Raw genomic sequence first — 26,015 nt, forward strand, 5'->3', positions numbered from 1 at the left:
CCCGCGGAGGGCTCAGACCAGGACTGCTTCCTCGACGCTGAGGCCGGCGAAGAGATCCGTCTCGGGGAGGCTCACGGGGACACGCGAGATGACCAGCTGGAATGACTCCTCGCCGAAGTGTTCGATGTTCACGGCCTCGGGGATGGCGAGCAGCGGCCAGTCGGGTCCGATCTGGCTGTGGTGCGCGATCATCGCCTCACGCTTGCGGCGGATGCCCTTGCGAACGTCGATGGTCGTGGTGATCCATTCATCCGGGGTGACGAAGGGCAGGTCCTCGGGGTTCTCGACGCCGAAGGGCGGCTCCATCCCCGCCGCCTTGGCGAAATCGGACGCTTTGCGCAGGAATGACACAGGGATCGACGTGTAGTACAGCTTGGGCACGCGCCACGGCTCTCCTGCGTGTGGGTACAGCGACTTCATGTGGGCGGCCTCGACGGCCAGCAGGGTGACGCGGTGAGCCTGGATGTGGTCGGGATGACCGTAGCCGCCGACCCCGTCATACGTGACCACCACGTGGGGACGGAGACGCCGGATGTGCTCGACCATCCGCCCCACCGCCTCGTTGATGTCCGCCTTCCAGAACGCGTCGGGGAGCTGGTTGGTGTCCGCACCCCACATGCCTGAATCCCCGTAGCCGAGAAAGTGGACCTCGTCGACGCCGAGGATCGCGCAGGCGTCGCGCAGCTCCTGCTGGCGAATCTTCGCGAGGTGTGGTCGCGTCGTCTCCTCGGGCATGTCCTCGGCAACGATCGTGGCGAGCTTGCCGTCGGTGCAGCAGATGTTGACGGTGCGCACGCCGCGGTCATGCGAGACCGCGAGCAGCCCGCCCATGGTGATTGACTCGTCGTCCGCGTGGGCGTGCACGGACAACAGGCGCAGCTGCTCAGTCATCGCGGTTATTCCTCGGTCACTGACACGGTGCGCATCACGTCGCCCTGGCGGATCTCGCCGACCACCTCCATGCCCTTGACCACCTGGCCGAAGAGGTTGTACGCCTTGGCGAGCTTGTGTCTGTCGTCGACGGTGCAGATGAAGAACTGCGACCCGTTGGTGTTCGGACCGGAGTTGGCGCAGGCCACCGCGCCGGCGATGTACTCGCCCTGCACAGGCTCATCCTCGAACCTGTAGCCCGGACCGCCACGGCCGGAGCCCTCCGGACATCCGGCCTGGATGACGAAGTCGTCGACGACGCGATGGAAGGTGAGACCGTCGTAGAAACCCTCACGGGCCAGGAACACGAAGTTGTTGACGCTGTTGCGCGCGCGCGAGGGGTCGAGCGACATCACGATGTCGCCCTTATCCGTGGCGATCGTCGCCGTGTACTTCTTGGACGGTTCGATGACCTGCTCGGCGTGCGTGTAGGACTTGGGCATCGCCGCAGTGTACCGAGCAGGCGCCGCCGGCGAGCCCGGCGCGGAGAGGCCTCAGGCCGCCGGCGTTGGCGTCGGGGTGACCGCCAAGTGGCGAGCGGCGCCATGTGTCTGCAGGAACTGCAGGAACTTCTGCGCGTCCTTGAGCAGCTGGGTCCCTGGCTCGGCCATCAGCGCCTCGACCTTCGTCTTCGCCATGGCCAATCCGGCTGTCTCCTGCGCGGCAGTGATCCTGCCCGCGCTCACCGCGCGAGCGGCCAGCTTGTTGATCTGCGCGAGGATCGCGCTCTCGATGGCCGGGGCCTTGGCGCCGGCGATGTCGTTGACGGACTTGCCTGCCTCGAGCTGGCTGCGCACCCAGGCGACGCTTTGCCCGGTCTGGGCGGCGAGCAGGCTGAGGACGCGCTCGATGACTTGGGCGCCGCGCATTGCCGGCGTCGCGTGCTTCGGCGTGGCGCTTCCCACCGGCGTAGTGGCGCCGGTGGAGGCGGAGGTCGACGACACCGGTGCGGCGGTGCTGTGCCGGCTGGCCACGGCGTAGCCGATGCCTCCCCCGGCCGCGCCGAGGACGATCACGGTCGCGGCGGCGGCAGGGAATGCATGGCGGCCGACCCTGTGGGCGGCGGTGCGGACTCGTCTCAACATGGTTCGCTTCTCTCGTGGGGCGGATGACCTGGGCACATTCTCGGCCCCGTCCGGCCCGCCGGCCCTGAAACATCCCTGAGAAGTCACCACACCGTGGCGCGCCGTGCGCCGACCCGCCGGCCGTGGAAACGGTCGGGTAGAGTCACCGGCGGCCACCGCCCCGCGATTGCAGGAGCACGAATGAACGTCGTCGTCTGCGTCAAGCAGGTGCCGGATCCGAACTCGCCCGGTCAGCTCGATCCAGGGACCCATACGCTCAAGCGCGATGGGGAGCTGGTCCTCGACCCCGGCGACGAGTTCGGTGTCGAGGCTGGCCTGCAGTTGGCGGAGAAGCACGGTGGCGAGGTGACCGTGGTCAGCATGGGGCCCGACCGCGGCGTCGACGCCGTCCGCAAGGCGCTGGCCATGGGTGCCGCCAAGGGAGTGCTCATCACCGACGACGCCCTGGCCGGATCCGACGCCATGACCACCGCCAAGGTCCTCGCCGCGGCGATCCGCAAGCAAGAGTTCGACGTCGTCATCACCGCCACCGAATCGACGGACGGCTACACCGGGGTGGTCCCGCAGATGCTGGCCGGGCTGCTCGACATCCCCGCGGTGACGTTCGCCAAGTCGGTGGTGTACGAGGGCGACACGCTGCGGGTCGAGCGCCAGACGGAGACCGGCATCGAGGTCGTCGAGGCCAAGCTGCCGGTGGTCATCAGCGTCACCGCCGGCGTCAACGAACCGCGCTATCCCTCCCTCAAGGGGATCATGGGCGCCAAGCAGAAGCCGCTGGACCGCCCGACAGTCGCAGACCTCGGCCTCGACGGGCTGGGCGGCGCCTCCGCAGGCCAGAAGGTCACCAACGTCAGCGCCGCCGCGCAGCGCGCGGCCGGAGAGATCATCCAGGACGACGGCGAGGCGGCCAAGCGGATCGTCGACTTCCTCGCCGAGAGGAAGGTGATCTGATGGCGGTTGCCACGACATGGGTCTTCGCTGAGATCGTCGACGGTAAGCCCGTCGCCGCAGTCCTGGAGCTGCTGACCAAGGCCCGCTCCCTGGGCGGCACGGTCGAGGCGGTGGCGCTCTCTTCGCAGGCCGAGGAGACCGCCGCGGTGCTCGGCGAATACGGGGCGACCACGCTTCACGCCGGCACGGATGCGGCGTATGGCGAGCTGCTTCCCGGCGGCCCCACTGCTGATGCGATCGCTGCGCTGGCCGCCGACCAGAAGCCCGATCTCATTCTGATCGCGTCGACCTACCTCGGTCGCGACGTCGCCGGGAGGCTGGCGGCCAAGCTGGACGTACCCGTGATCGCGAACGGGCTCGATGTCTCCGCCGACGGCGAGGTGTCGGTGCAGTCCTCGATCTTCGGCGCCACCCAGGACGTGACCACCGCCTTCGAGGGCAAGAAGCCCGCCCTGGCGTTGATCAGGCCGAAGTCGTTCGCCGCCGAGAGCGGTGGCGGGAGTCCCGCCACGGTCACGCCCATCGCCACAGACATCGCCGAACAGCATCGCGCTGTCAAGGTCGTCGAGCGCCGCGAGGAGGCGGCGTCCGGACCCAAGCTCGAGGAGGCGCCGGTCGTCATCAGCGGCGGGCGCGGTCTCGGCGACCCCAAGAACTTCGAATTGCTCGAGCAGCTCGCCGCGCTGATCGGTGGTGCCGTCGGAGCCAGCCGCGCGGTGGTCGACGCCGGTTGGGTGCCGTACTCGATGCAGGTTGGCCAGACCGGCAAGACGGTCAAGCCCACCGTCTACATCGCCGTCGGCATCAGCGGCGCGATGCAGCACACGGTGGGGATGAAGAGCGCCAAGACGATCATCGCCATCAACCGCGACGGCGATGCCCCGATCTTCAAGCTTGCCGACCTCGGGGTGGTGGGCGACGCGCTCAAGATCCTGCCCCAGGTCATCGAAGAGATCAAAGCCCGCAAGTAGGGCGAAGGGGAACTGCGTTCCCCCCTCGGGCACCGCCCAGCTGAGCGGTGTCAGCTCCGGCGACGTGAAGTCGCCTGCGCAGGCGGATGAACAGGGGGAACAGCGCATTGTTGGTGACTGCCGAAATGCGCGAAAGTGGTCTGCTGAGGCGCAGCCGCCCTTATACTCGGCCGGCCATGGACGACAAGGTCATTGTCGACCTGCTTGGGCAGGTCGGCAATCTCTTCACCTCCAGCCTGGAGCTGAAAGAGACCATCGACTTCATGTTGAAGGCCGCCTCCGACCTGGTGGCCTGCGACGCCGCCACCGTCTTCCTGCTCGACGACGACGGCAAGAGCCTGAGCGCCATCGCCACTTTCCCGTTCACCGAGTCGGTCGCCCAGGTGGCCACGTTCGAGCTCGGCGAGGGGATCGTGGGATGGGCATCACAGCGCCGCAAGGTGGTGTCCGTGGCCGACGCCACCAAGGACAGTCGCTTCAAGAACCTGCCCATGGCGCACGCGCCGCGCAGCTGCCTGGTCATGCCACTGCAGTCGCCGCAGCGGCTGGTCGGCGCGCTCACCATGGCGCGGCGCGAGGTGAGGCCGTTCACCACGGTCGAGCAGGCCCTCATGCAGGTCATCGCCAACCAGGCGGCTATCTCCATCGACAACGCCCGCCTGCACGCGCGCCAGACCGTGCAGCTCGCCCAGATCGCCGAGCAGAAGCGCGAGTTGGAGCGCAGCTACGCGCAGATCAACGAGATCTCGCGACTGAAGAGCGAGTTCCTGGCCAACATGAGCCACGAGCTGCGCACTCCGCTGAACGCCATCCTCGGGTTCAGCGAGATCCTCAAGGACAACCTCGTGGCGCTCGAAGAGGAGCAGCGCCACGAGTGCCTGGAAAATATCCACACCTCCGGCAAGCATCTTCTCGAGCTGGTCAACGACGTGCTCGATCTCAGCAAGATCGAGGCCGGTCGGATGGAGCTGAGCTACGACGACTTTTTCGTCAACAACGCCGTCCGCGAAGTTCACAACGTGATTCGCTCGCTGAGCGAGCGTCGCGATATCGATCTCTCCATCGACGTCGTCCCCGAGGACCTCCTGGTGCGCGCCGACAAGAGCAAGTTCAAGCAGGTGCTCTACAACCTGCTCAGCAATGCCATCAAGTTCACCGCCCAGGGTGGGCGGGTGTGGGTCAAGGCTCGAGCGGAGGGGGAGGACACGCTCTGCCTCGAGGTGGGGGACACCGGTGTCGGCATCCCGCGCGAGCACCATGAGCGGATCTTCAATGAGTTCTACCAGGTCGACAGCGCCACCACGCGCCAGGTCGAGGGCACCGGGCTCGGCCTGTCGCTGACGCGGCGCATCGTCGAGCTGCACGGAGGCAGGATGGAGCTCGAGAGCGAGCCCGGGTCGGGATCGGTGTTCATGTTCCGCATCCCGCTCGGCGGGCTGCAGGCCCCCAACGGCAGCCACCACAACCGAATCCTCCTGGTCGAGGACAACCGCAGCAACCGCGAGCTGGCCACAATGGTGCTCACCGGCAACGGCTTCGAGGTGGACATCGCCGTCGACGGCAACGAGGGTCTGCACAAGGCCCGGAGTTCCACCTACGATCTCGTGCTGATGGACATCGAGCTGCCGGGCATCGATGGCCTGACCGTAACCCGCATGCTCAAGTCCGACCCCAAGACCTCGTCAGTCCCAGTTGTCGCGCTCACCGCCAATGCCATGAAGGGAAACGAGCAGGAGGCACTCGCCGCCGGTTGCTCGGGTTACATCTCTAAGCCAATCGAGGTGGCGAACTTCGTGCAGAGGATCGCCACGTACCTGGAGACCGAAGCCTCATGACCGGAGCCGGAAAGACCATCCTCATCGTCGAGGACGACGCCCCCAGCCGCGAGGTGGTCCGGCTCGCGTGCAGCGCGCAGAACCACACCCTTCTCGAGGCGGCAAACGGCGTCGACGGGTTGGCCGCCGCGCGCGAGCAGAACCCCGACCTGATCATCCTCGACATCAACCTGCCGGGAATGAGCGGGCTGGACGTCTGTCGACGGCTGCGCTCCGAGGGCGCGCGGGTGCCAATCATCATGCTCACCGCCAAGGCCGACACCATCGACGTTGTGGTCGGCCTCGAGTTGGGCGCCGACGACTACGTGACCAAGCCCTTCGAGGTGCGCGAGCTGATGGCGCGCATCGGTGCCCACCTCCGTCGCAGCGAGATCTCCTCGCAGGAGCAACCGCGCGACCGCTTCGAGTTCCCCGGCCTGACCATCGACCTCGGCCGCCGGCAGGCCTTCCGTGACGGCGACGAGGTGATGCTCACCCTCACCGAGTTCAACCTTCTCGCGCTGCTCGCCTCGCGACCCGGCCAGGTGATGAGCCGCGGCGAGCTGCTCCGCCGCGTGTGGGGCTACGAGGTGGAGATCGAAACCCGCACCGTCGACGCCCACGTCTATCGGTTGCGCCGCAAGATCGAACCGGACGCAGAGAAGCCGACGTACATCCACTCCGTGCCCGGGATCGGCTACCGCTTCTCCGGGTAATTGAGGGCGGGGCGGCGCGTGACGGTGTTGCCGTCCCGCGCTACCCAACCCGCGACCCGGCCAAAGCCGCAACCGGAGGCACTGCGGGCTGGTACGTCCAAGCCAAGAGAAAAACCGTCCGTCGATACGCGAACAGTGGCAACCAACGCCCATCGCCGCCGGTCCGGGTTTTGGTCCGTCAACCGGGATGGACTGAACCGCAAAGGGACCTTTGGGAACAAGGCGCAAGGGTGTCCAGCTGAATCTGCAGGGGCCGAAGGAGCGAAGAACTCGCCAGTGGCGAGTTCGCAGCGACGCAAACGGCCACGAAGCCCAGCAGGACACCCTTGCGCCTTGTTCCCGAAAGCGCCGCTTCCCGGCTAGTAGATGAACCCGGTGACGCTCCAGAAATCGGTGCGCGCGATGGTGCGGTGGTCCACGCGTCCCCAGCCTCCGCCGTCCCCGTAGTAGTTCATCTCGGAGACGACGAAGCTGCCGTCGGGGTTGACGCTCTCCACATACCCAACGTGGCCGAACCAGCCGGTGTGAAAGACGACGATGGCGCCGGCGACGGCGACGTGTCCCTCGGGACGGATGCCGTTGGCCGCGCCGAACCACCAGCCCGCATTGCCGGCCCACGTGACGGTGCGCCGCGACGCCGCGTAGTACGTGCATTGGCCGTACGGGAAGCCGTCCGCCACCGCCGCGTGCGCCTCGGGCACGGATGGCACCCCGTCGCTGGCGCGCGCGAAGTACCGGCCCACCAGCGCGCCCGAGGGGGCGGCGCTCAACGGGATCTGCAGGTAGCTTCCGACGGGACGCGGGGTGTCCTTGGTCAGCGCGTTGTAATCGAGGATGACCCGGGGATCGAGACCCAGCCGCTTGGCGAAGTGGCTCGGTCGCTCGCTAGGCAGCACCTGGACCAGGGCGGCGGCGCTTGGGGGGATCAGCAGGGCGGTCCCGGGCGCCGGCTGTGCGCCGGTGCCGAGCCCGTTGGCCCAGCGGATCGCGGCCGCGTCGGAGTGATCGTGCAGCGCCAGCGATTCGACGGTTTCGCCTCTCGAAACCACCACGGTCTGAGCGGGCCGAGCCGCGATCGGGGGGACGACTGCCGGGCTCTGGATGACGGCGCTGAGGATGATGTCGCCGCTGGCGGCAGGCGGCGTGAGCACCGCTGCCGTAGGGGAGGAGGGACGTGGGGCCAGCACGGGCAGGAGGCCTGCCGCGAGCAGCACCCACGCATGCCTGACGAGTCGATGTCGGTTACCGCGGATGGTCTCCCCCTCCAGGTCGGATCGCCCCACGGGACGTCGTCGATCGCTCCCCCTGCGATCAGGCCGCGCCGGAGGCTAACAAAGGCTGATGCCCACAGTCAAAAGAGCAACCTCGCCATCCACATCATCGAGGGGTACCTGCTGGCCCCGCGCATCCAGGCCCGATTCGTCCGGCTGCACCCGCTACTGACGATCCTTGCCTCTTCGCCGGCATCGAGCTCGGCGGGTTCCTCGGCGCCTTCGTCGCCGTGCCCCCGGCCAGCTTGACCGCAGTGTTCGTGCGCGCCGCCATGGGCGATGCGCGCAGCCTCCACTGCGAGGTCTTCAGGACGCCGACCCCGACAAGCCCACCGAGCGGCGCCGGAGACGGCTGCTCGGCGAGTTCCGGCCGTTCCCTCGCTCCCACTCCTCGATTGGGGTGAAAACTGATATTGACACTGTCGCATAAAGTGCTACCATGCGCACCCATGAGGAAGTACAAGCCAGTTGAGCTGCCGCTGAAGGATGTACCCACCGAGTTCGCCGAAGAGCACGCGATCTGCCCCAACTGCCTCGACCGTGAGGCTGGGGTGATCGGCCGGCTGGGGCTCCGCCTGGTCTTCAGGTGTCAGCGCTGCCGGGTGCGCTTCCACCGCCAGACCGCCATGGTGGGGCTCATCTGACCGTCCGCTGAGCTGGACCGGCCTGTAACACTTGCCGGCCGTGCCCGTCTCTCCCCCGGCCCACCTCGCGACCATCTGCCGCGGGACAGCCCTGGAGGCGGTGATCCGCGGACATGTCGCGGTGGTCGGCAGTGCTGGCGAGATCCTCGCTGCCGCGGGCGACCCCGAGACCGTGACCACGCTGCGGAGCTGCGCGAAGCCGGTCCAGGCGCTGCCTCTGGTGCGCTCCGGCGACCAGTTGGCGCTCACCGACGAGGAGGTGGCCGTCGCCTGCGCCTCGCACGGCGGCGAGCCGGTCCACGTGGCGGTGGTGCGCCGGCTCCTGGGGCGAGCAGGCCTGGACGATGACGCCCTCCTGTGCGGGCCGCAGCTGCCCATGGACGACCCATCCGCGGAGGACATTCTGGCAGCGGGCGGACGGGCGGCGGCGATCACCAACAACTGTTCGGGGAAGCACGCCGGCATGCTCGCGGTCTGCGTGGCACGCGGCTGGCGCGTTGCCGACTACACGGACTTCGACCATCCCCTCCAGGCCGAGATCCGGGCGATCATGACCGGCCTGGCCGGAGTCGACGTGGACAGCGCCCCCGTGGGAATCGACGGCTGCGGTCTCCCCACCCATGGCCTCCCGCTCGCGGCGCTCGCCCGCATGTTCGGCGCCGCCGCGGCGGAACCGGCGTTCCGGCGCTGCCAGGATGCGATGGCGACCCATCCCCACATGGTGGCCGGACGCGGCCGGTTCGACACCGCGATCCTCTCCGTGGCGGGGAGCCGCCTCACCGTCAAAGGCGGGGCGGCCGGAGTGTGGGTCGCAGCTCGTCGCCCGGCCGGTCCCGGCCTCGCCATCAAGCTCGAGGGGGGCGACCAGTTCGCCATGTCCGCGGTCGCCCTCGCCGCGCTCCAACACCTGGGCTGGTTGAGCGAGGCCGAGGCGGCCGATCCCCGGCTGGCCGGCTTCGCACAACCGCCGGTGCGCAACTGGGCCGGAGCCGACGTTGGGGCGATCACCGCGGAGCCCGGCTGGGCCGAATCGCTGGCCCGCTGACGCCGCGGGACAGGGAATCCTGGCCATGCGGGACGGCGGCATCCCTCGGTGCTATAGTGACCAAGAAATGTTGACGCCGATGTCAATTTCGGGTTGGCTTGACGCGTTGACCGCCACGATGCATGGTCACGACGTGACACTCGACGACAGCTTCGAGGAGGCTCCGCATGCCTGATCAGAGCCACGTTGGCCGCCGCTATGAGGCCGGTGGCCAGCTCGTGGACGCGGGCGCAGCCGACGCCTTCGCGAGGGCCATCGCGGGTTCGGGCGAGGTCCTCTCGCCCGGGACCGTGCCCCCGACGTACGCCGCCTTCTACTGCTTGTTCCCCACCCTCTACCAGCTTTTCAGCGACGCCGAGGTCGGAGTGAACCTCGCCGGCCTCGTCCACGGCGAGCAGTCCTTCGAGTGGCCCACCCCGGTGCGCGCCGGCGATGTGGTCGACGCCACCGCCGTCATCGCATCCGTCGAGGAGAAACGAGGCATGACCTTTCTCGGCATCGAGCACGAGGCGCGCAGGCAGGATGGCGAGACGGTGTGTCGGGGCCGCTCCCTGATGATCATTCGATGAGTGACGCCGGCACAGCCATGCTGAGCTCGGTCGCCGTGGGCGATGAGATGGCTCCGCTCAGCCGCACGGTCACGCAGGACCAGATCAGCGCGTACGCAGACGCCTCCGGGGACCACAACCCCATCCACGTCGACCCGGACTTCGCCCGCTCCGTCGGCCTCCCGGGGACCATCGCGCACGGGCTGCTCGACATGGCCATCCTGACCGAGGCGGTGGCGCGCTGGGCCGGCGGGTACGAGCAGGTGGCCTCCGTCGCCTGCCGGTTCTCCAAGCCACTGCTCCCCGGCGAGACCGTCACGTGCACGGGGCGTGTGGTGCAGATCGATGACGCAGAGGGGACCGCCACCCTGGACGTCGAGGCAGTCTCGAGCAGCGGCGAACGCGTACTCACCAATGGCCGGGCGACCGTCCGGCTTCCACGCGAGAGGGGTTAAGACGATGGGGTTCGACTTCAGTTTCACCCAGGAACAGGAGGAGATCCGCAAGCTCGCCTACGAGTTCGCGGTCAACGAGATGCGCCCGGTTGCCGCCGAGTACGACGAGAAGGAGGAGACGCCCTGGGCAGTGATGCACAAGGCGCACGACCTCGGGCTTGACGCCGCCAGCGGATTCCCGGAGCAGTACGGCGGCGGTGGGATCGACCTGATGAGTTCGCTGATCCTGACCGAGCAACTGGCCTGGGGCGACGCCGGTATCGGTGTCTCCATCAACGCCACCGGCCTGTGCGGTGCGGCGATCCTGGCGATGGGCACCGAGGAGCAGAAGCAGAAGTACATCAGCCAGTTCTGTGATCCCAAGGAGCTGCGCATCGGAGCAATGGGGCTCACCGAGCCGAACAGCGGCTCCGACTCGATGGCACTGGAGACGACCGCGACCAAGGTCGACGGAGGCTTCCTGCTCAACGGCACCAAGCAGTTCTGTACCAACGGCGGGATCGCCGACATCATGGTGGCGTTCGTCACCACCGACAAGTCGGCCGGCGCCGCCGCCATCGCCGGGTTCGTCATCGAGAAGGACACCCCGGGGATGCGCCAGGGGCGCAAGGAGTCGAAGCTCGGGGTGCGCGCCTCGCACACCGCCCAGGTCATCTTCGAGGACTGTTTCGTCCCCGAGGAGGCGCGGCTCGGCTTTGACAAGGAGGGCAACGCCACCGGTCCGGGCGCTATCGGCGCGCTGCTCATGCTGGAGGCAACCCGCCCGCTAGTGGCCGCCGGCGCCGTGGGCATCGCCCGCGCCGCCTACGAGTTCGCTCGTGACTACTCGCTCGAGCGCCACGCCTTCGGCAAGCCGATCGCGCGCCACGAGGCGATCGCCTTCAAGCTCGCCGACATGGCCACCGAGATCGACGCCGCCTGGTTGCTCACACTGCGTGCCGCATGGATGGCCCAGAACGGCATCCCCTTCGCGCGCGGCGAGGGGTCCATGGCCAAGCTGATGGCCGGCGACGTCGCCATGCGGGTGACCGTGGACGCCGTCCAGGTGCTGGGCGGCTACGGCTACGTCAAGGAGTACCCCGTGGAGCGCTTCATGCGCGACGCCAAGATCTACCAGATCTGGGAAGGTACCGCAGAGATCCAGCGCCTGGTGATCAGCCGCCTCATCCTCGGGGAGCGCAAGGCGCTGGCCGCGCGTCCGCGGGTCATCAAGGAGGACCCGCTCGCCGTCGAGGCGGTTGCTAGTTAAGCGAAGGGGAACAAGTCGAAGGGGGAACTTCGTTCCCCCCTCGATCACCCCCCTTCAGCGGTGTCCGCTCCGACGACGTGAAGTCGCCTGCGCTGACGGTCTTTATTGAGCGGCGCTGACGCGCTGGTGGCCTCGCTTGATCTCTGCTTCGGCTGCTCTTCTGCTGTCCCAGCCTCGTACCTGGCTTGCTTTGCCTGGTTCGACAACCCGTAATCCGCCGGGTACCGGGTGGCGGTGAACAGCTCGCGGTCGAGCCTGATGGCGCCGACGGAGGCGTCCCACTTAAACTTGTTGCGGCTCCCCTTGGGGACCTCGATGACGACGTCGACCTCGAGGTAGTCACTCATGCAGTTGGGAGCCTACGCCCTTGCCATGGGCTTGGCGATAATCGGCAGCTGTCCCACGCGCATGTGCATTTGGAGAGCGGGAGATGTTCGACCTCACCGGCAAGGTAGCCGTCGTCACCGGCGGCTCACGCGGCCTCGGCCGCGCCGACTGTCTTGCCCTCGGCCGCGCCGGTGCGGACGTCGTTGTGACCGACATCCTCATCGAGTCCGACCCCAACATTCAGCAGGCCGCAGAAGGCGCGAACTCGGCCCTCGCACAGCTGTTCACCTCGCAGCACGCGGTGTACTCCGAGCAGACCAGCGAGGACATCCGCGCGATGGGCCGCCGCTCCGCCGCCATGAAGATGGACGTCACGGATCGCGACCAGCTGGCCGAGGTTTTCGCCCAGGTCAAGAAGGAGTTCGGCTCCATCGACATCCTCGTCAACAACGCCGGCACTCTCGACCACATCGCGCAGATCGAGAACCAGAATGACGACCTGTGGGAGCGCGACCTCCGGGTCAACCTCACCGGCGCTATGCTCTGCACCAAGGCGGTGTGGCCGTACATGCGCGAGCAGAACTGGGGTCGCGTGATTTACATGGCGTCCGTTGCCGGCACCCTGGGTGGCTTTGGGCAGGCGTCGTACTCCACGACCAAGGCGGGCCTCATCGGGCTCGGCAAGTCGATGGCTCTGGAAGGTGCGCGCTACGGCATCACCGCCAACGTCATCGCGCCGGGAATCATCGGCACTGAGGCCTTCAAGGCGGGCAGCCCGAAGATGAACGACCGCATGGTGCTGCGCACCGCGTTGCGCACCGCCGGCGAGCCCGAGGACATCGCCCACGCGATCTGTTTCCTCGTGTCACCGGAGGCGCGCTACATCACCGGGCAGGTGCTCACCGTCGCCGGAGGCATCGATCTCTTCGTCTACTAGCGCAGCGGTGATGACCCGGCCGCGGTCCGACCAGCTCGAGGTCGGCGTCACCTACTGGCCGGCGGCGGTTGGCCCCTACATGTGGCACGAGTTCCCGGTGGACACAGTGCGACGCGACCTGGCGGCGATCGCCTCGCGGCGGATCCCAATGGTGCGGGTGATGCTCAGCTGGGACGCGTTCATGCCGACCGACCGCGCGCCCAATCCACACCGCATGCGCGACCTCGAGACACTGCTCACCGCGGCACGCGAGCTCCAGCTGCAGGTCGTGCTCACCTTGTTCGCGCAGTCGATCGGCGACTGCGTGATGCTGCCCGCCTACGCCATCGACCGGCGCGCGCCTCGCCGCGGGGTGCGCTGCGTGACCGACGCACGAACGGTCGACGGCGGGCCGCGCGACATCTACAAGGATCCGCTAATGCTGGAGGTGCAGGTGCGCTGGCTCGACGCCCTGCTCGCCGGTTTCGCGAGCCACCCGGCGGTCGCCGCCTGGGACCTCGGCCATGACCCTGCCACCACCGTGAGGCCGGCGCGAATCGTCGACATGGTGGAGTGGGCGGCGCTGCTGGCAGAGCGCGTGCACGCGCAGGACGAGCGGTGCCGGCTCACGCTGGGCCAGGGGGACTTGGTGCGTGGCCGCGCGGTCCGGCTGGGCGCCATTGCCGAGCATGTGGACGAGCTCGGCCTGGTGGTGCGCCCGCAGCGGCTCCCGTTGCCGGGGGAGCCGCTCGACCCGGATCGGGCGATGTTCGTCGCAGAGCTCGCGCAGGCACTCGCGGGCGGCTCCGCGCCGCTGGTGATCGAGCTCGGCGTCGCGTCGGGCGACGTCGACGCCGATCAGGAATCCGACGCCGTCGTGGACCATGTCACCGCCCCTGCTGAGCTTGCCGGGCGCCGCTGCGACGAGATGCTCCAACGCCTCATCACCTCAGGTGTCGCCGGCCTGCATTCCGCCGCGTGGTCCGACTGGGGTGAACGCCTGTTGGCGGCTCCGCCAGGCGACCGCCGGCCGTGGCTGACGCGGCTGGGTATCCTTGACGGCGCTGGGGTTTCCAAGCCCCTCGCGCAGGCTTGGGAATCGGTTGTGAGTCGGGAGCGGACGGTCGCGCCGCACTCCCCGTATCCCGCGAGCATCGACGTCGAGTCATACTACGCCAACCTCCCCGACTCACTACGCGACCTGCACGCCTCGTGGCGGGGCGATCGGAGTGACAGGCCTGCTATTCTCGACTGAGCGTCGACACGGAACGGTCACTCCGCTCGCGGTCACGCTCTCGGTCGCGTTGATCGCAGGTCTCCGGCACTGACCCGGGGCGTCCCTGCATGGGTCGGTCACGCGAGCGTGTGCTTGTTCGATGTCAGCACGAGTCCTGGAGGACCACAAGTGCCCGCTGGCCGTATCAAGATGATCAGTCCCGACCGCGGTTTCGGTTTCGTCCGCGGTGATGACGGGTCGGAAGCGTTCTTCCACCGCACCGAGCTCACCACCGTCGACTTCGACAGCCTCGAAGAGGGCGAGTCCGTGACGTTCGAGGTGGTCGACAGCCCCAAGGGGCCGCGCGCTCGCAACCTGCAGAAGGTTGGCTGAGCAGATCGCCTAGCGCGATCCGAAAAGAGGAGAGCTGGCGCTCTCCTCTTTTTCTTTGTCTGCGTCCACCGGCTCGCCGCGCCCGTCGAGCTCCAGCATCCGCAGCGTGGCGGCGTGCACCCGCTCGCGGTCCAAGCCGCGCAACCGGATGATCACCTGGCGCGCCTCGGTCTGCGGGTAGGACCCCGCAGCGACCTCGGGAAACTCCTCGGCCAGGCGGCGCATCGGCGTGTACAGCTCGGCCTCGGGGACGCCCCGGTAGCGCACCTCGACTACCAGCGACGCGGTGCCGCCAGCGAAGAACCGCGGGATCAACTCCTCCTGGACGATGGTGGTGAACTCGCGCGGCACCCCGGGCAGGATGAACAGCCAGCGATCCGGCGCCAGTTCGTACGCCATCGGCGGTGCCATGCCGCGACGGTTGGCCAGAACCAGGCCGCCGGCCGGGACCATCGCGCAGCGCCTGTTGCCCTCGCTGACCACATCGTCGGCCACCCAGCCGGCAGCATGCATGCGCGCCACGATGGCGGTGATGCTGGCCAGCGCGATGGGGTTCTCCTCGAGAGGGCGGCCGAGAGCGCCGGCCACGGCCTCGAAGGTGCGGTCGTCGGGTGTCGGTCCGATGCCACCGCACACCACCACCCGGGTCACGCCGCCGTCGGACACTGCCCGCTGGATGGCGTCGGCGACATCCTCAAGGCGGTCGGCCACCACCTCGATGCGACGCACCGGGAAGCCCGCGGCGAATGCGCGGGCGGCGAGGAAGGCGGAGTTGGTGTCCTGGGTGTGCCCGGAGAGCACCTCGTCGCCGACGGCGATGATCACCGTCGCAGGCGTCTCTGCCATCGGTTCGAGCCTACACGGCGAGCGTCGCGTCAGGGTCCCTGCTGGCTACAATGCCGCCGCTACTCCATCGGCGGTCGCCACGCGCAGTGCCGCTTGCTAGGAAGGACCACATGACGATCAATGTCCTGCTGCCCATCGCCGCCGCCGGCGTTCTGGGGCTCGCATACGCGGTCTACCTCATCTTCTGGGTGCTCCGCCAGCCCGAGGGCAACGAGCGGATGCGCGAGATCGCCCTGGCCATCCAGGACGGCGCCAAGGCGTACCTCAACCGGCAGTACACGATCATCGCCGCGATCGGGGCGGTCATCTTTGTCTTCCTGCTCTTCTCGCTCGGCTGGCAGACAGCCGTTCTCTTCCTGCTCGGCGCAGCTCTGAGCGCGGCCGCCGGCTACGTGGGCATGAACATCGCGGTGCGCAGCAACCTGCGCACCGCGGAGGCCGCTCGCGGTGGCCTCCAGCCGGCTCTGCGCATGGCCTTCAGGGGTGGCGCCGTGACCGGCCTCATGGTTGTCGCATTCGGATTGATTGGCGTCGTCATCGCCTACGGGCTCTTCCAGAACATCGACTACATCGTCGGCTTCGCCTTCGGCGCATCGCTGATCTCGGTGTTCGCGCGGCTCGGCGGTGGCATCTACACCAAGGCTGCCGACGTCGGCGCGGACCTGGTCGGCAAGGTGGAGGCGGGCATCCCCGAGGACGACCCGCGCAACCCCGCCGTCATTGCCGACAACGTGGGTGACAACGTCGGCGACTGCGCCGGCATGGCCGCCGACCTCTTCGAGACGTACGGCGTCACGGCGGTCGCGGCGATGCTGCTCGGCGGCCTCCTCTACAAGGGCACGACCGGCCACAGCCTGGCGTTCATCATGTACCCGCTGATCCTCGGTGCGATCAGCATCGTCGCCTCGATCATCGGCACGTGGTTCGTGAAGATCCCTCGCAACGGCTGGATCATGGGGGCCCTGTACAAGGGCCTGATCGCGGCGGTGGTGGTGGCCATCCCGCTCTTCTACCTGGCCACCCGCCTGCTCGACAACAACGGCGAGTTCAACAACACCGCCTTCACCGCCGGCGCCAACAACCTCTTTTGGTGCGCGGTCATCGGGATCGTCATCACCGTGCTGATCGTGGCTATCACCGAGTTCTTCACGGGCTCGCAGTTCTGGCCGGTTCGGACCATCGCACGCGCCTCGCAAACCGGCCACGCCACCAACATCATCGCCGGTCTGGCCATCGGCATGGAGGGCACCGCCATCCCGGTGCTGGTCATCGGCGTCGGCATCCTGGCGTCGGCAGCGCTCGCCGGTCTGTACGGGATCGCCATCGCCGCCATGGCCATGCTGTCGATGACCGGCATCGTCGTCGCCATCGACTCATACGGGCCCATCACCGACAACGCCGGCGGCATCGCCGAGATGGCCGATCTTCCCGAGTCGGTGCGCAACGTCACTGACCCTCTGGACGCGGTTGGCAACACCACCAAGGCCGTGACCAAGGGCTACGCGATCGGCTCGGCCGGGCTCGCCGCGCTGGTGCTGTTCGCCAGCTACACCGACGTGCTCAAGAACCACCACGGCGGGGTGCCGTTCAGCTTCGATCTCTCGCTCAGCAACGGCGTCGTCATCGTCGGGCTCTTCCTCGGCGGGATCATGCCCTTCCTGTTCGGAGCTCTCTGCATGCTGGCGGTGGGACGCGCGGCCGGCGGCGTTGTCGTCGAGGTGCGCCGCCAGTTCCGCGAGATCCCCGGCATCATGGATGGCACCGGCAAGCCGGAGTACGCGCGTTGCGTGGCGCTGGTGACGGCCGCGGCGCAGCGCGAGATGATCATCCCGGGGCTGCTCCCGGTGGCGGCGCCGCTGCTCGTCGGCTTCATCCTGGGACCACAGGCGCTGGGCGCGATGCTGCTCGGCACCATCGTGGTCGGGCTCTTCGTGGCGTTGCAGATGACCACCGGCGGTGGCGCCTGGGACAACGCCAAGAAGTACATCGAGGACGGCCATTTCGGCGGCAAGGGAACCGACACCCACGCCGCCGCGGTCACCGGCGACACGGTGGGTGATCCCTACAAGGACACGGCCGGACCGGCGATCAATCCAATGATCAAGGTGATGAACATCATCGCCATCCTCGCGGCCCCCACCATCGCACTGCACCACCTGCTGTACTGAGGCGCGGCGGCATCGAACCGCCACTGGGGACGGACGTGGACGAGTACCAGCTCGAGATCCAGTCGATCCGCTCGACCCTCAACCGGCTACGCGCCGACGAAGCCGATCCCGAGCTGATCGAGGAGTACGAGGCCGAGCTGCGCATCCTCATGGCTCTGTACGCGGCTGCCATGGAGACGCTCGAGGTTGGCCGGAACGACGCACGCCTGCGCACCGTTCTCGCCGAGCTGGAGTACGGGGAGTGGACGATGGAGAACGTGTACTCGTTCGTGTACGACGCCGCGCTGGACATGGACGAGTCCGGACACGACCTCGCGGCCCGCGTCGGCCAGACGGACTTCGTGGGAGCGCTGCTCGCCGCGACTGAGTAGCCCGCGGTCAGCGAGCGCCCGCGGCCTCCAGCGCGGCCTCGGACTCGTCTCCTTCCACAGGCGCCCGAGCGGGGATCTTCTTGCCGGGGTTGAGGATCCCCGTCGGATCGAACGCCCGCTTGATGCGGCGCATCAGGGCAACCTGGTCGGAGCCGAGCTGGCGCTCGACGAATGCCAGCTTGGCCGTGCCCACCCCGTGCTCCCCGCTCAGCGAGCCGCCCATCGACAGCACCGTCTCGAAGAGCTGCTCGGCGGCTGCCGCGGCGTTGAGCCGGTCACCGGGCACCCGGGGGTCGATGAGGAAGGTGGTGTGAATGTTGCCGTCGCCAAGGTGGCCGAAGTTGACCACGCCGAGCGCGTTATCCAAGCCGATCTCGCGGCTTCGCGCGACCAGCTCGGAGACACGGTCGCGCGGGACCACGACGTCCTCGTTGACCTTGCCGATCTGCACCTTGGCCACCGCAGCGCTCACCGACTTGCGCAGCTTCCACAGGCGGGCGGCCTCCTCCGCGCTGGTGGCGTGGTCGAGGGTGCGGGCGCCGCTCTGGACCAGCGCCGCACGCACCGCCTCAGCGTGCCCGTTGACCTCGCTGGAGCTTCCCTCCACCTCGACGATGAGCAGCGCGCCGGCCCCCGGTGCCACGTCGCCCGCCCCGGTGGCGGCGATGGCGTCGAGCGCGGCGCGGTCGAGGAACTCGAGAGCAGCGGGCACGATGCCGGACTCGGTGATCGCCGCCACAGCGGCCGACGCCGCGTCCATGTCATCGAAGGTGCCGGCCAGGGTGGCCCGCGCCGCCGGGGCGGGGATGAGGCGGAGCAGCACTTCGGTGACCACCGCCAGGGTTCCCTCCGAGCCACACAGCAGCGGGATCAGCTGTGGTGCGTCGGCGCCTTCGCCGAGCCGCGCCACCCGGCCGTCGGCGAGCACGACGGTCAGCCCGGCGACGAAGTCGACGGTGGTGCCGTAGCGCAGGGTGTGCGGGCCGGCGGCGTTGCAGGCGACGTTGCCGCCGATCGTCGAGGTGGTCGATGAGCCGGGGTCGGGCGGGTAGTACAGACCGGCAGCGGAGGCGCGCGCGTGGATCGCCGCGGTGACCAGGCCGGCTTCCACCGCGATCCGCTGCGCCTCTGTTTCGAGCGCTCGCACGGCGGTCATCCGGCAGAGGTTGAGGATCACGCCGCCGTCGGCCGACGCCCCGCCGGCGTAGCCGGTGCCGGCGCCGCGCGGGGTCACCGCCACGCCGTGCGCCGCGCAGACCGCGACCACACCTGACACCTCGTCCGTGGACGCTGGGAACACAATCGCTTCGGCGAGCCGTCGCATCCCGGAGGCGCCGTAGGCGTCGTACCCGTACGCCGCGAGGTCGGCGGGACGGGTGTAGACGTGCGGCGTGCCCACCTGCCGTTCCATGTCACGGAGGACGTCGCGGCTCAGCATAGGTCGCCATTCTATTCACAGGAGGGCGATGCGCCCTCCTCGACGTCCCGGCTGAGCCGTGCGGTCTCACCTCCCTCTCGGCCCGATGAATCGCGCCGGGCTCACGTTTCGCTCGCGAGCCCCACTGACATGCCCGTCAGGGCAGGCGACTTCATGTCGCCGGAGTTGACACCGCACGATGGGGGTGCCCGAGGGGAACGAAGTTCCCGCCTCGAATGCCTCTGCCATACTCGAACGCGAATGAGTGACGCCTCGCCGCCGACGGTGCTCGAGCAGGCGCTCGCCACCGTCGTCGATCCCGAATTGCGCCGGCCGATGCTGGAGCTCGGCATGCTCCGCGACCTTCGCGTCGAGGGATCGGTGGCGCACATGCGCGTCGTCCTGACCACCCCCGCGTGCCCCCTCAAAGACCAGATCCGCGGCTCTCTCGAGGCGGCGGTCATCGGCACCGTGCCAGACATCCAGTCGATCGAGATCACGTGGGACGCCAACGTCACCTCCACCCGCGGCCTCCCCGGCCGCCAGGAGATCCCGGGCGTGCGCAACGTGCTGGCCGTCAGCGCCGGCAAGGGCGGCGTGGGCAAGACCACCGTCAGCGTCAACACCGCGATCGCGCTCAGCCTCACCGGTGCCCGCGTCGGCCTGCTCGACGCCGACGTGTACGGACCGAATGTGCCGATCATGATGGGGATCACCGCCCAGCCCGAGCCGGGCGCGTCCAACCGCATCAGCCCGCTGACCGCGTACGGCATCAAGGTGATGTCGTTCGGCACCATTCTCAAGCCCGGCCAGCCGGTGATCTGGCGCGGTCCCATGCTCGCCAAGGGCCTGCGCGAGTTCCTCTACGAGGTGGAGTGGGGCGAGCTCGACTACCTCGTCGTCGACCTCCCACCGGGCACCGGTGACGTCCAGCTCAGCCTCGCGCAGAGCGTCCCCATGACGGGCGCTGTGATCGTCACCACCCCGCAGGACGTGTCGCTCGCCGACGTCAGCCGCGGCATCGAGATGTTCGCGCAGGTCAAGGTTCCTGTTCTCGGCATCGTCGAGAACATGAGCGGCTTCGTCTGCGCGCACTGCGGTGAGACGACCGACATCTTCGGCAGCGGCGGCGGCCGCGACCTCGCTCAGAAGTACGACGTGCCCTTCCTCGGCGCGATCCCGCTCGACCCGCGCATCCGTCTTGGCGGGGGCGACGGCCAGCCGCTCATGGCCGCGGCCCCCGACAGCACCGTCGGCGGAGTCTTCAGGGAGGTCGCGGCCCACATCGCCGGGCGGGTGAGCCAGGAGAACTTCGCCAGCACCGCGGGGCCAGTGATGCCCTCCGGTCCGCGCATCCCACTCCGCCCGTAGTCACCGTGGCGACGCCGCGCGTTGCTCCACGCGCCGTCACCACGCACTCGGCGCTGGAAGTCGGCGCGGTGATGGTCGCGGTCGAGGCGGCGGAGTCACGAGGCGCCGCGCCGTCCCGATGGCTGCTGATCGCGCTGGCGGTCGGCGCGTTCATCAGCATGGCCGACGCGACCATCGTCGCCGTCGGGTTGGACCCGCTCGTGCACCACTTCGGGGTGCCGCTCAGCGCCGGCCAGGAGGTGCTCAGCGTGTACCTGGTGGCGATCACCGCGACGCTGCCGACCCTCGGACGGCTCGGCGATCGCTTTGGCCGCCGGCGCGTCTACCTGAGCGGGTTCGCGGTCTTCGCGCTGGGATCGGCGGCGGCCGCGCTGGCACCGTCGTTCGGGCTGCTGCTCACCGCCCGGGCGGTGCAGGCGGTCGGCGGTGGTGTGCTCACCGCAGGCAGCCTGTCGCTCATCGCCCAGTGGGCGCCGCGAGGCCGCACCGGGCGCTCCGTCGCCGTACTGGTGATCACCCAGGCGCTCGCAGGCCTGGCGGGGCCTCCGCTGGGCGGGATCCTCGTCGCTGTCGGAGGCTGGCAGGCGATCTTCTGGGCGGGACTGCCGATGGCCGCCGTCGGTGCTGGCCTGGCGCTGCGGTTCGTGCCGGCCGGCGAGGAGCGCCGCACCGTGCGCCTCGATGTCGCCGGCTCGGTCCTGACGGCGACGCTGCTGCTCGGCATCGGCGCCGGTATCGCCTCGATCGGGGGGCCGGTGGTCGGCACGGCGGGCCCGGAGGTGTGGTTCTCGGTGGCCTGGGTCAGCCTGCTCCTGCTGGTGCCCACCGAGCTCATCGCCCGGCGGCCGGTCATCGACGGCCGGCTGCTGCGCAACCCTCGCTTCGCGGCCGCGACCATGGCGACGCTGCTGAGCACGGGTACCCTGATGTCCTGCTTCGCGGTGCTGCCCTTCTGGCTCGAGCAGGCCCACGGCACCGCCCCGATCGTCGCCGGTCTGGCGTTCGTGCCGATTGCGGTCGGTATCGGTGTCACCTCGCGCAGCGGGGGAAGGCTCGCTGACTCGGGACGGACCCGGCGCGCCACCGCTGCGGGGATGGGGCTCGCCGCGGCGGGTTTCGCGTGCGCGGCGATCGCTGCCCACACCGACGCCTGGTGGTTGCTGCTCATCGGCATGCTCGTGCTCGGGCTGGGCAACGGGTTCTTCTCATCGCCGAACACGTCGGCGGCGATCCGGGTGGCTCCGCGCGACGCGCTCGGCAGCGCCGCGGCCTTCCTGTCTACGGCACGCAACGCCGGGGTGATCATTGGGCTCGCGGTCACCGGTGCCGTGTACACAGCGACGGTGCACGGCACGTCCAGCGCCGACGGCGTGGCCACGGGCACGTTCGCGGTTGCCGCCCTCGTGTGTCTGCTGGTCGCGGCGCTCACCGGCCGTGCCTATCGCAGCACGTGATGAGCGACTAGCCCAGCACCTCCTGGATGGCGCGGTGCAGCGCCGGGATGGCGGCGACGTCGTCGGTGAAGACGCGCACCAGCTGGTTGTGCTGGGGCAGGCGGGCGATCATCTCAGCGGTGTGGGTCCGCTCCACGGTTCCCTTAATGGGGTCGTACATGGCGACGAACCCGTGGTCGGCCATGGGGTTTTCCGGCGCGATCTTGGCCGAGACAACGTCCACCTGGACGCGCGCACGCGCGGCAACCTCGGGGACAGCGTCGAGGAGGCGCTGTTGCAAGGTCGACAGATCGATGCCGCGGTGGGCGATGGTCTCGTAGGCGAGGTGCCAGTGCAGGTCACGGCGGAGCAGCCTGCCCCAGGCGTCACCGAGTCGGTGTTCCTCGGTGCCGGCGGGTGCGCGCAGCCAGCGCTGCGCTGCCTCGAGCACGGACCAGTCGTTGAGCTGGAGGTACGCGTCGCGATTCTCCAGCGGGTTGCCGGGGAGGAGAAGGTTGATGGTGTCGGCGAAGATCTCGTGCATCGAGAGGTCGAAGCGACGGCCGGTGCGGTGGTGGTAGACCTGCGTGTACATGTAGAGTCGAGACGCCAGGAACATCTGCAGCGCCCCAGAGGCGTGCATGTGCAACACCATCGTGTCACCGGCGATGAAGGAGTAGTGGATGAGCCTCTGCACGTCCACCGGGCCCAGCGAGATGCCGCACATGTATGCGTCACGGCGCACGTAGTCGAGGTTGTCGACAGTGGCCGGCCCGCAGAGGATGGGCTTGCACGCGCGCAGCCAGCCGGGTGGTTCATAGCCCTCGATGCTGGCGTCGGCCATCACCCACGCCACCCAGCGCGGGTCGACGCGCTCGCCCGCTTCGAACACGCCTGACGGCGAGGCGCGCAGCGAGCCGATGAGGTCGGCGAGCTCGGTCTCCACCAGCGACCGGCCGATGACCTCGTGGTCGATATCCCATTGGGCCAGCACCTCCTGGTCGAAGAAATGCCCGAAGGGACCGTGGCCGACATCGTGGAGCAGCCCGGCGAGGCGCAGCGTCTCCTCGACGCAGGCCGGCGAAGGCGCGTCCGGAAACGCCACCCGCAGGGACGCGTCGACGCGGCGTGCGAACAGGCTGGCCAGGTGCATGGCACCGAGCAGGTGGACGAACCGCGAGTGCTCAGCGGACGGGAACACCCACCACGCCGACTGCAGCTGGTGGATCCGGCGCAGCCTCTGCAACCAAGGCGTGTCGAGCAGGTTGCGCTCTCCCGGCTGCGTCGAGGTGCCTTTGGTGATCTCGATGTAGCCGTACAGTGGGTCAGCGATCAGGTTGACCTCGCGGAAGCGGTCCGCCGCGGACAGCGCCCCGCTAGCCACCGAACCTCGACATCTCTGGGCTCACCTCCCACTCGTTGACGCAGGCGGTCTTTATACGCCACACGTGCGTTCCCGCAGGAAGCGCGCGCGTGACGGTCGGCGATGATGCAGGGGTGCAGGCATCACCCACCCTCGCGGGACTGGCCGTCACCGCCGACGCCATCGCCGCGACCTCCTCGAAGCGGGCCAAGGTCCGGCTTCTCGCCGATCACCTCGTCGGACTCGACCTCCCGCACCTGCTCCGGGCCACCCGCTACTTCGCGGGGCGCGTGTTCCCACCCGGCGATCAGCGCACCCTCAACGTCGGCGGCGCAGCGCTCTCGAAGGCGCTCCGCGAGGTCGCGGGTGTCGACGACGCTGCCCTCAGCGCGGCCTACCGCCGCCACGGGGACGCTGGTGACACTACCGCCGACGTGCTCAGCGCGCGGCGGCCGGCGGCGTACCAGGGCGTCGACATCCTCGACATCGATCAGGCCTTCGGCGCCATCGCTTCGGCCGCCGGTCCCAGGGCACGCGAGACCGCGCTGGCCGAGCTTCTGCGGCGCTGCTCACCTGACGAGGGCCGCTACGTCGTGAAGCTGGTGACCGGGGACATGCGCATCGGGCTGCGGGAGGGCCTTGTCGAGGAGGCGATCGGCATCGCGTTCGGGCGCCCTGCGGCGGACGTGGCGCGCGCGGTGATGCTGCGCGGCGACCTCGGCGAGGTGGCCTGCCTGGTGGCGCGCGGCGAAACTGTGGATCGCCCGCGGTACTTCTCGCCGCTCCGTTTCATGCTGGCGTCACCGGTTGCCGACGCGGCGGAGGCGGTGCGCCGCTTGGGCGACGACGTATGGGTTGAGGACAAGTACGACGGAATCCGCTGTCAACTGCACCACAGCGGCGTGCGCGTGGCCCTGTACAGCCGCGACCTCAACGAGGTAACCGAACAGTTCCCCGAGGTCGCTGAGGCCGCCGCGGACACGGCCGACGTCATCCTCGACGGCGAAATCCTCGCGTTCCGCGACGGGAGAGTGCTCCCGTTCCACGACCTGCAGACGCGACTCGGACGCCGCAACCCCTCGCAGGCGGCGCGCGACGCGGTTCCGGTGATCTACGTCGCATGGGACGTATTGCTGCACGGCGAGGCATCGCTGCTCGACACGCCGCTGCGCGAACGCCGCAGACGACTCGAGGCACTCTCGCTCGGCGACGGCTTCGCGCTCGCCCACCTCGAGCCCGCGGTCGGGGCCACGGCGGTCGACGAGCGCTTCGCGGACGCGCGGGCACGCCGCAACGAAGGATTGATGCTCAAGGACCCTGATTCGGCGTACACGCCGGGACGTCGCGGCCTGGCCTGGCTCAAGCTCAAGCGACCCCTGGACACACTCGACGTCGTCGTGGTGGGCGCGGAGTGGGGCCACGGCAAGCGTCGCGGGGTGCTCAGCGATGTGACCTTCGCGGTGTGCAACGCCGAAGGCGACCTCGTCACCGTCGGCAAGGCGTACACCGGGCTAACCGACGCAGAGATCCTCGAGATGACCGCGCTGCTGCTCGACATCACCATCGAGGACCGTGGTCATTACCGCACCGTGCGCCCCCAGATCGTCCTCGAGGTCGCCTTCGACGCAGTGCAGCGTTCGTCACGCCATCGCTCCGGCTACGCGCTGCGCTTCCCGCGCATCGCGCGCTGGCGGCACGACAAGCCCATCGAGGAGATCGACACGCTGGAGCGTGTCGCCGCCCTCGCGGAGAGCCAGGCGCACGAGCGCGAGCAGCTCGTCGACCCGGCCGGCTGAGCGCCGGTCAACCGGCCGGGAAGAAGGAAGCGAAGAGCTCGGGGGTGTCCATGGCCGGGACGCCCACCTGCTGGAAGGTGCTGAAGCGAGCGCGCAAGGCGGCGTACTGCGCCGCCAGCGCAGGATCGCCGTAGGCCTCGGTGGGATCCCACGGGTGCAGGTAGCGCACCTCGGTGATGCCGGCCTGGAGCATCTCCTTGAGGCACCCGAAGCAGGGTTGCGTGGTGGAGGTCAACGAGGCACCGAGCGTCTGCTGTCCGAACCGGGCGGCGGTGAGGATTGCGTTCTGCTCAGCGTGCACGCAGACGCAGATGTCGTAGGCGCCACCGCGGAGCGCGGTGTTGGTGTCGCGCTGCGAGCAGCGATGGCAGCCACCCTCGCTGCAGTTGGGCATCCCGAACGGCGTGCCGTTGTAGCCGGTGCTCACCACCCTGCCCTCGCGCGTGATCACCGCGCCGACGCGGCGGCCGAGACAGTCCGCCCGGCTGCGCGCTGCCAGGGCGATCAGCAGGAAGTAGAGATTCTTGTCGGGCCGGGGGGTCGCGCCGGAGACCACCCCGGTTGCTGCGCCGCTGCTCACCACTCCACCCTAGCGCGGAGCCGCCGCCTGGCGACACGACGGGGTAGGCTGTCGGCCCGCGGGCGGGTAGCTCAGCCGGTTAGAGCACGGGGCTCATAACCCCAGGGTCGCAGGTTCGAATCCTGCCCCGCCCACGTTC

The 26,015-nt window shown here is 68.8% G+C and carries 25 protein-coding genes, 1 tRNA gene and 1 pseudogene; 18 read left to right on the top strand and 9 right to left on the bottom strand.

Going from position 1 to position 26,015, the window contains the following annotated elements:
- Positions 1 to 12: 12 nt before the first annotated feature.
- The 3 genes from JF886_RS07590 to JF886_RS07600 are packed head-to-tail and all read right to left on the bottom strand — an operon-like array spanning position 13 to position 2,015.
- Entirely contained in the window at positions 13 to 891 is an 879-nt protein-coding gene (locus JF886_RS07590; protein ID WP_337311142.1) for a PIG-L family deacetylase, read from the bottom strand.
- Between the two features lie 5 nt (positions 892 to 896).
- Entirely contained in the window at positions 897 to 1,373 is a 477-nt protein-coding gene (locus JF886_RS07595) for a peptidylprolyl isomerase (RefSeq protein WP_337311144.1), read from the bottom strand.
- Between the two features lie 51 nt (positions 1,374 to 1,424).
- The gene (locus JF886_RS07600) at positions 1,425 to 2,015 is read right to left on the bottom strand and encodes a hypothetical protein (protein ID WP_337311146.1); all 591 of its coding nucleotides are present in this window, start codon (positions 2,013 to 2,015) and stop codon (positions 1,425 to 1,427) included.
- A 180-nt stretch (positions 2,016 to 2,195) separates the two neighbouring features.
- Between JF886_RS07600 and JF886_RS07605 the strand changes: the two genes are divergently transcribed.
- From JF886_RS07605 to JF886_RS07620, 4 genes are all read left to right on the top strand, one after another.
- Positions 2,196 to 2,966 carry an electron transfer flavoprotein subunit beta/FixA family protein gene (locus JF886_RS07605; protein ID WP_337311148.1) on the top strand — a complete coding sequence of 257 codons (771 nt, stop codon included), beginning with the start codon at positions 2,196 to 2,198 and terminating at the stop codon, positions 2,964 to 2,966.
- Positions 2,966 to 3,937 (top strand): electron transfer flavoprotein subunit alpha/FixB family protein, encoded by a 972-nt coding sequence (locus tag JF886_RS07610; protein WP_337311150.1) that lies wholly within the window; start codon positions 2,966 to 2,968, stop codon positions 3,935 to 3,937. The genes JF886_RS07605 and JF886_RS07610 overlap by 1 nt, the downstream gene beginning before the upstream one ends.
- Positions 3,938 to 4,113: 176 nt before the next feature.
- Positions 4,114 to 5,772: a hybrid sensor histidine kinase/response regulator gene (locus tag JF886_RS07615; RefSeq protein ID WP_337311153.1), complete on the top strand. Its 1,659-nt coding sequence runs from the start codon at positions 4,114 to 4,116 to the stop codon at positions 5,770 to 5,772.
- Positions 5,769 to 6,467, top strand: coding sequence for a response regulator (locus JF886_RS07620; protein WP_337311155.1), 699 nt, complete (start codon positions 5,769 to 5,771; stop codon positions 6,465 to 6,467). Before JF886_RS07615 ends, JF886_RS07620 begins: the two co-directional genes overlap by 4 nt.
- A 359-nt stretch (positions 6,468 to 6,826) precedes the next feature.
- Here the strand turns inward: JF886_RS07620 and JF886_RS07625 are convergent, their stop codons facing one another.
- Entirely contained in the window at positions 6,827 to 7,618 is a 792-nt protein-coding gene (locus tag JF886_RS07625) for a CHAP domain-containing protein (RefSeq protein ID WP_337311157.1), read from the bottom strand.
- Positions 7,619 to 8,187: 569 nt separating this feature from the next.
- Between JF886_RS07625 and JF886_RS07630 the strand changes: the two genes are divergently transcribed.
- The 5 genes from JF886_RS07630 (at position 8,188) to JF886_RS07650 (ending at position 11,679) form a co-directional block, all read left to right on the top strand.
- Complete coding sequence (locus tag JF886_RS07630) at positions 8,188 to 8,382, top strand: hypothetical protein (protein ID WP_337311159.1); 195 nt, start codon at positions 8,188 to 8,190, stop codon at positions 8,380 to 8,382.
- Positions 8,383 to 8,422: 40 nt separating this feature from the next.
- Entirely contained in the window at positions 8,423 to 9,427 is a 1,005-nt protein-coding gene (locus tag JF886_RS07635; RefSeq protein WP_337311161.1) for an asparaginase, read from the top strand.
- 167 nt (positions 9,428 to 9,594) lie between these two features.
- Entirely contained in the window at positions 9,595 to 9,996 is a 402-nt protein-coding gene (locus JF886_RS07640; RefSeq protein ID WP_337311163.1) for an FAS1-like dehydratase domain-containing protein, read from the top strand.
- Positions 9,993 to 10,430 (top strand): MaoC family dehydratase, encoded by a 438-nt coding sequence (locus JF886_RS07645; protein ID WP_337311165.1) that lies wholly within the window; start codon positions 9,993 to 9,995, stop codon positions 10,428 to 10,430. The genes JF886_RS07640 and JF886_RS07645 overlap by 4 nt, the downstream gene beginning before the upstream one ends.
- Before the next feature lie 4 nt (positions 10,431 to 10,434).
- A complete protein-coding gene (locus JF886_RS07650; protein WP_337311166.1) occupies positions 10,435 to 11,679 on the top strand; it encodes an acyl-CoA dehydrogenase family protein in 1,245 nt (414 codons plus the stop codon).
- 194 nt (positions 11,680 to 11,873) lie between these two features.
- Here the strand turns inward: JF886_RS07650 and JF886_RS07655 are convergent.
- Positions 11,874 to 12,026: pseudogene (locus JF886_RS07655) on the bottom strand (inorganic diphosphatase); the annotation flags it as partial.
- An 83-nt stretch (positions 12,027 to 12,109) separates the two neighbouring features.
- Here JF886_RS07655 and JF886_RS07660 point away from each other — a divergent pair.
- The 3 genes from JF886_RS07660 (at position 12,110) to JF886_RS07670 (ending at position 14,531) form a co-directional block, all read left to right on the top strand.
- On the top strand, positions 12,110 to 12,943 hold the full coding sequence (locus JF886_RS07660; RefSeq protein WP_337311167.1) for an SDR family NAD(P)-dependent oxidoreductase: 834 nt from the start codon (positions 12,110 to 12,112) through the stop codon (positions 12,941 to 12,943).
- A gap of 7 nt (positions 12,944 to 12,950) precedes the next feature.
- Complete coding sequence (locus JF886_RS07665; protein WP_337311168.1) at positions 12,951 to 14,177, top strand: glycoside hydrolase 5 family protein; 1,227 nt, start codon at positions 12,951 to 12,953, stop codon at positions 14,175 to 14,177.
- A 150-nt stretch (positions 14,178 to 14,327) separates the two neighbouring features.
- Complete coding sequence (locus JF886_RS07670) at positions 14,328 to 14,531, top strand: cold-shock protein (protein ID WP_337311170.1); 204 nt, start codon at positions 14,328 to 14,330, stop codon at positions 14,529 to 14,531.
- Positions 14,532 to 14,540: 9 nt separating this feature from the next.
- On the opposite strand, the gene JF886_RS07675 is transcribed toward JF886_RS07670, so the two are convergent.
- Positions 14,541 to 15,377: a competence/damage-inducible protein A gene (locus JF886_RS07675; RefSeq protein WP_337311172.1), complete on the bottom strand. Its 837-nt coding sequence runs from the start codon at positions 15,375 to 15,377 to the stop codon at positions 14,541 to 14,543.
- 110 nt (positions 15,378 to 15,487) lie between these two features.
- Between JF886_RS07675 and JF886_RS07680 the strand changes: the two genes are divergently transcribed.
- Entirely contained in the window at positions 15,488 to 17,545 is a 2,058-nt protein-coding gene (locus tag JF886_RS07680) for a sodium-translocating pyrophosphatase (RefSeq protein ID WP_337311175.1), read from the top strand.
- A 35-nt stretch (positions 17,546 to 17,580) separates the two neighbouring features.
- Entirely contained in the window at positions 17,581 to 17,916 is a 336-nt protein-coding gene (locus JF886_RS07685) for a hypothetical protein (RefSeq protein WP_337311177.1), read from the top strand.
- Between the two features lie 7 nt (positions 17,917 to 17,923).
- Here JF886_RS07685 and JF886_RS07690 read toward each other — a convergent pair whose 3' ends face one another.
- Entirely contained in the window at positions 17,924 to 19,354 is a 1,431-nt protein-coding gene (locus JF886_RS07690) for an FAD-binding oxidoreductase (RefSeq protein ID WP_337311179.1), read from the bottom strand.
- A gap of 240 nt (positions 19,355 to 19,594) precedes the next feature.
- On the opposite strand from JF886_RS07690, the gene JF886_RS07695 reads away from it, so the two are divergent.
- A complete protein-coding gene (locus JF886_RS07695; RefSeq protein WP_337311181.1) occupies positions 19,595 to 20,704 on the top strand; it encodes an Mrp/NBP35 family ATP-binding protein in 1,110 nt (369 codons plus the stop codon).
- Positions 20,705 to 20,709: 5 nt separating this feature from the next.
- Entirely contained in the window at positions 20,710 to 22,158 is a 1,449-nt protein-coding gene (locus JF886_RS07700; RefSeq protein ID WP_337311183.1) for an MFS transporter, read from the top strand.
- Positions 22,159 to 22,165: 7 nt separating this feature from the next.
- Here the strand turns inward: JF886_RS07700 and JF886_RS07705 are convergent, their stop codons facing one another.
- On the bottom strand, positions 22,166 to 23,521 hold the full coding sequence (locus JF886_RS07705; RefSeq protein WP_337311185.1) for an HD domain-containing protein: 1,356 nt from the start codon (positions 23,519 to 23,521) through the stop codon (positions 22,166 to 22,168).
- Positions 23,522 to 23,634: 113 nt separating this feature from the next.
- Here JF886_RS07705 and JF886_RS07710 point away from each other — a divergent pair, with 113 nt between their 5' ends.
- Positions 23,635 to 25,296, top strand: a complete 1,662-nt coding sequence (locus tag JF886_RS07710; RefSeq protein WP_337311187.1) for an ATP-dependent DNA ligase — start codon at positions 23,635 to 23,637, stop codon at positions 25,294 to 25,296.
- 7 nt (positions 25,297 to 25,303) lie between these two features.
- Here the strand turns inward: JF886_RS07710 and JF886_RS07715 are convergent, their stop codons facing one another.
- On the bottom strand, positions 25,304 to 25,876 hold the full coding sequence (locus tag JF886_RS07715; RefSeq protein WP_337311189.1) for a deoxycytidylate deaminase: 573 nt from the start codon (positions 25,874 to 25,876) through the stop codon (positions 25,304 to 25,306).
- Between the two features lie 60 nt (positions 25,877 to 25,936).
- On the opposite strand from JF886_RS07715, the gene JF886_RS07720 reads away from it, so the two are divergent.
- Positions 25,937 to 26,010 (top strand) — tRNA-Ile (locus JF886_RS07720).
- Positions 26,011 to 26,015: the final 5 nt, after the last annotated feature.

The organism is Candidatus Aeolococcus gillhamiae (assembly GCF_016464765.1).
Lineage (GTDB): Bacteria > Chloroflexota > Dormibacteria > Aeolococcales > Aeolococcaceae > Aeolococcus > Aeolococcus gillhamiae.

What these genes read in the sequence shown, in the direction of transcription:
- JF886_RS07600 (WP_337311146.1), bottom strand. Translation starts at nt 2,015, where the DNA reads ATGTTGAGACGAGTCCGCACCGCCGCCCACAGGGTCGGCCGCCATGCA.
- JF886_RS07595 (WP_337311144.1), bottom strand. Translation starts at nt 1,373, where the DNA reads ATGCCCAAGTCCTACACGCACGCCGAGCAGGTCATCGAACCGTCCAAG.
- JF886_RS07615 (WP_337311153.1), top strand. Translation starts at nt 4,114, where the DNA reads ATGGACGACAAGGTCATTGTCGACCTGCTTGGGCAGGTCGGCAATCTC.
- JF886_RS07660 (WP_337311167.1), top strand. Translation starts at nt 12,110, where the DNA reads ATGTTCGACCTCACCGGCAAGGTAGCCGTCGTCACCGGCGGCTCACGC.
- JF886_RS07680 (WP_337311175.1), top strand. Translation starts at nt 15,488, where the DNA reads ATGACGATCAATGTCCTGCTGCCCATCGCCGCCGCCGGCGTTCTGGGG.
- JF886_RS07690 (WP_337311179.1), bottom strand. Translation starts at nt 19,354, where the DNA reads ATGCTGAGCCGCGACGTCCTCCGTGACATGGAACGGCAGGTGGGCACG.
- JF886_RS07630 (WP_337311159.1), top strand. Translation starts at nt 8,188, where the DNA reads ATGAGGAAGTACAAGCCAGTTGAGCTGCCGCTGAAGGATGTACCCACC.
- JF886_RS07640 (WP_337311163.1), top strand. Translation starts at nt 9,595, where the DNA reads ATGCCTGATCAGAGCCACGTTGGCCGCCGCTATGAGGCCGGTGGCCAG.
- JF886_RS07695 (WP_337311181.1), top strand. Translation starts at nt 19,595, where the DNA reads ATGAGTGACGCCTCGCCGCCGACGGTGCTCGAGCAGGCGCTCGCCACC.
- JF886_RS07605 (WP_337311148.1), top strand. Translation starts at nt 2,196, where the DNA reads ATGAACGTCGTCGTCTGCGTCAAGCAGGTGCCGGATCCGAACTCGCCC.
- JF886_RS07675 (WP_337311172.1), bottom strand. Translation starts at nt 15,377, where the DNA reads ATGGCAGAGACGCCTGCGACGGTGATCATCGCCGTCGGCGACGAGGTG.
- JF886_RS07590 (WP_337311142.1), bottom strand. Translation starts at nt 891, where the DNA reads ATGACTGAGCAGCTGCGCCTGTTGTCCGTGCACGCCCACGCGGACGAC.
- JF886_RS07610 (WP_337311150.1), top strand. Translation starts at nt 2,966, where the DNA reads ATGGCGGTTGCCACGACATGGGTCTTCGCTGAGATCGTCGACGGTAAG.
- JF886_RS07650 (WP_337311166.1), top strand. Translation starts at nt 10,435, where the DNA reads ATGGGGTTCGACTTCAGTTTCACCCAGGAACAGGAGGAGATCCGCAAG.
- JF886_RS07620 (WP_337311155.1), top strand. Translation starts at nt 5,769, where the DNA reads ATGACCGGAGCCGGAAAGACCATCCTCATCGTCGAGGACGACGCCCCC.
- JF886_RS07645 (WP_337311165.1), top strand. Translation starts at nt 9,993, where the DNA reads ATGAGTGACGCCGGCACAGCCATGCTGAGCTCGGTCGCCGTGGGCGAT.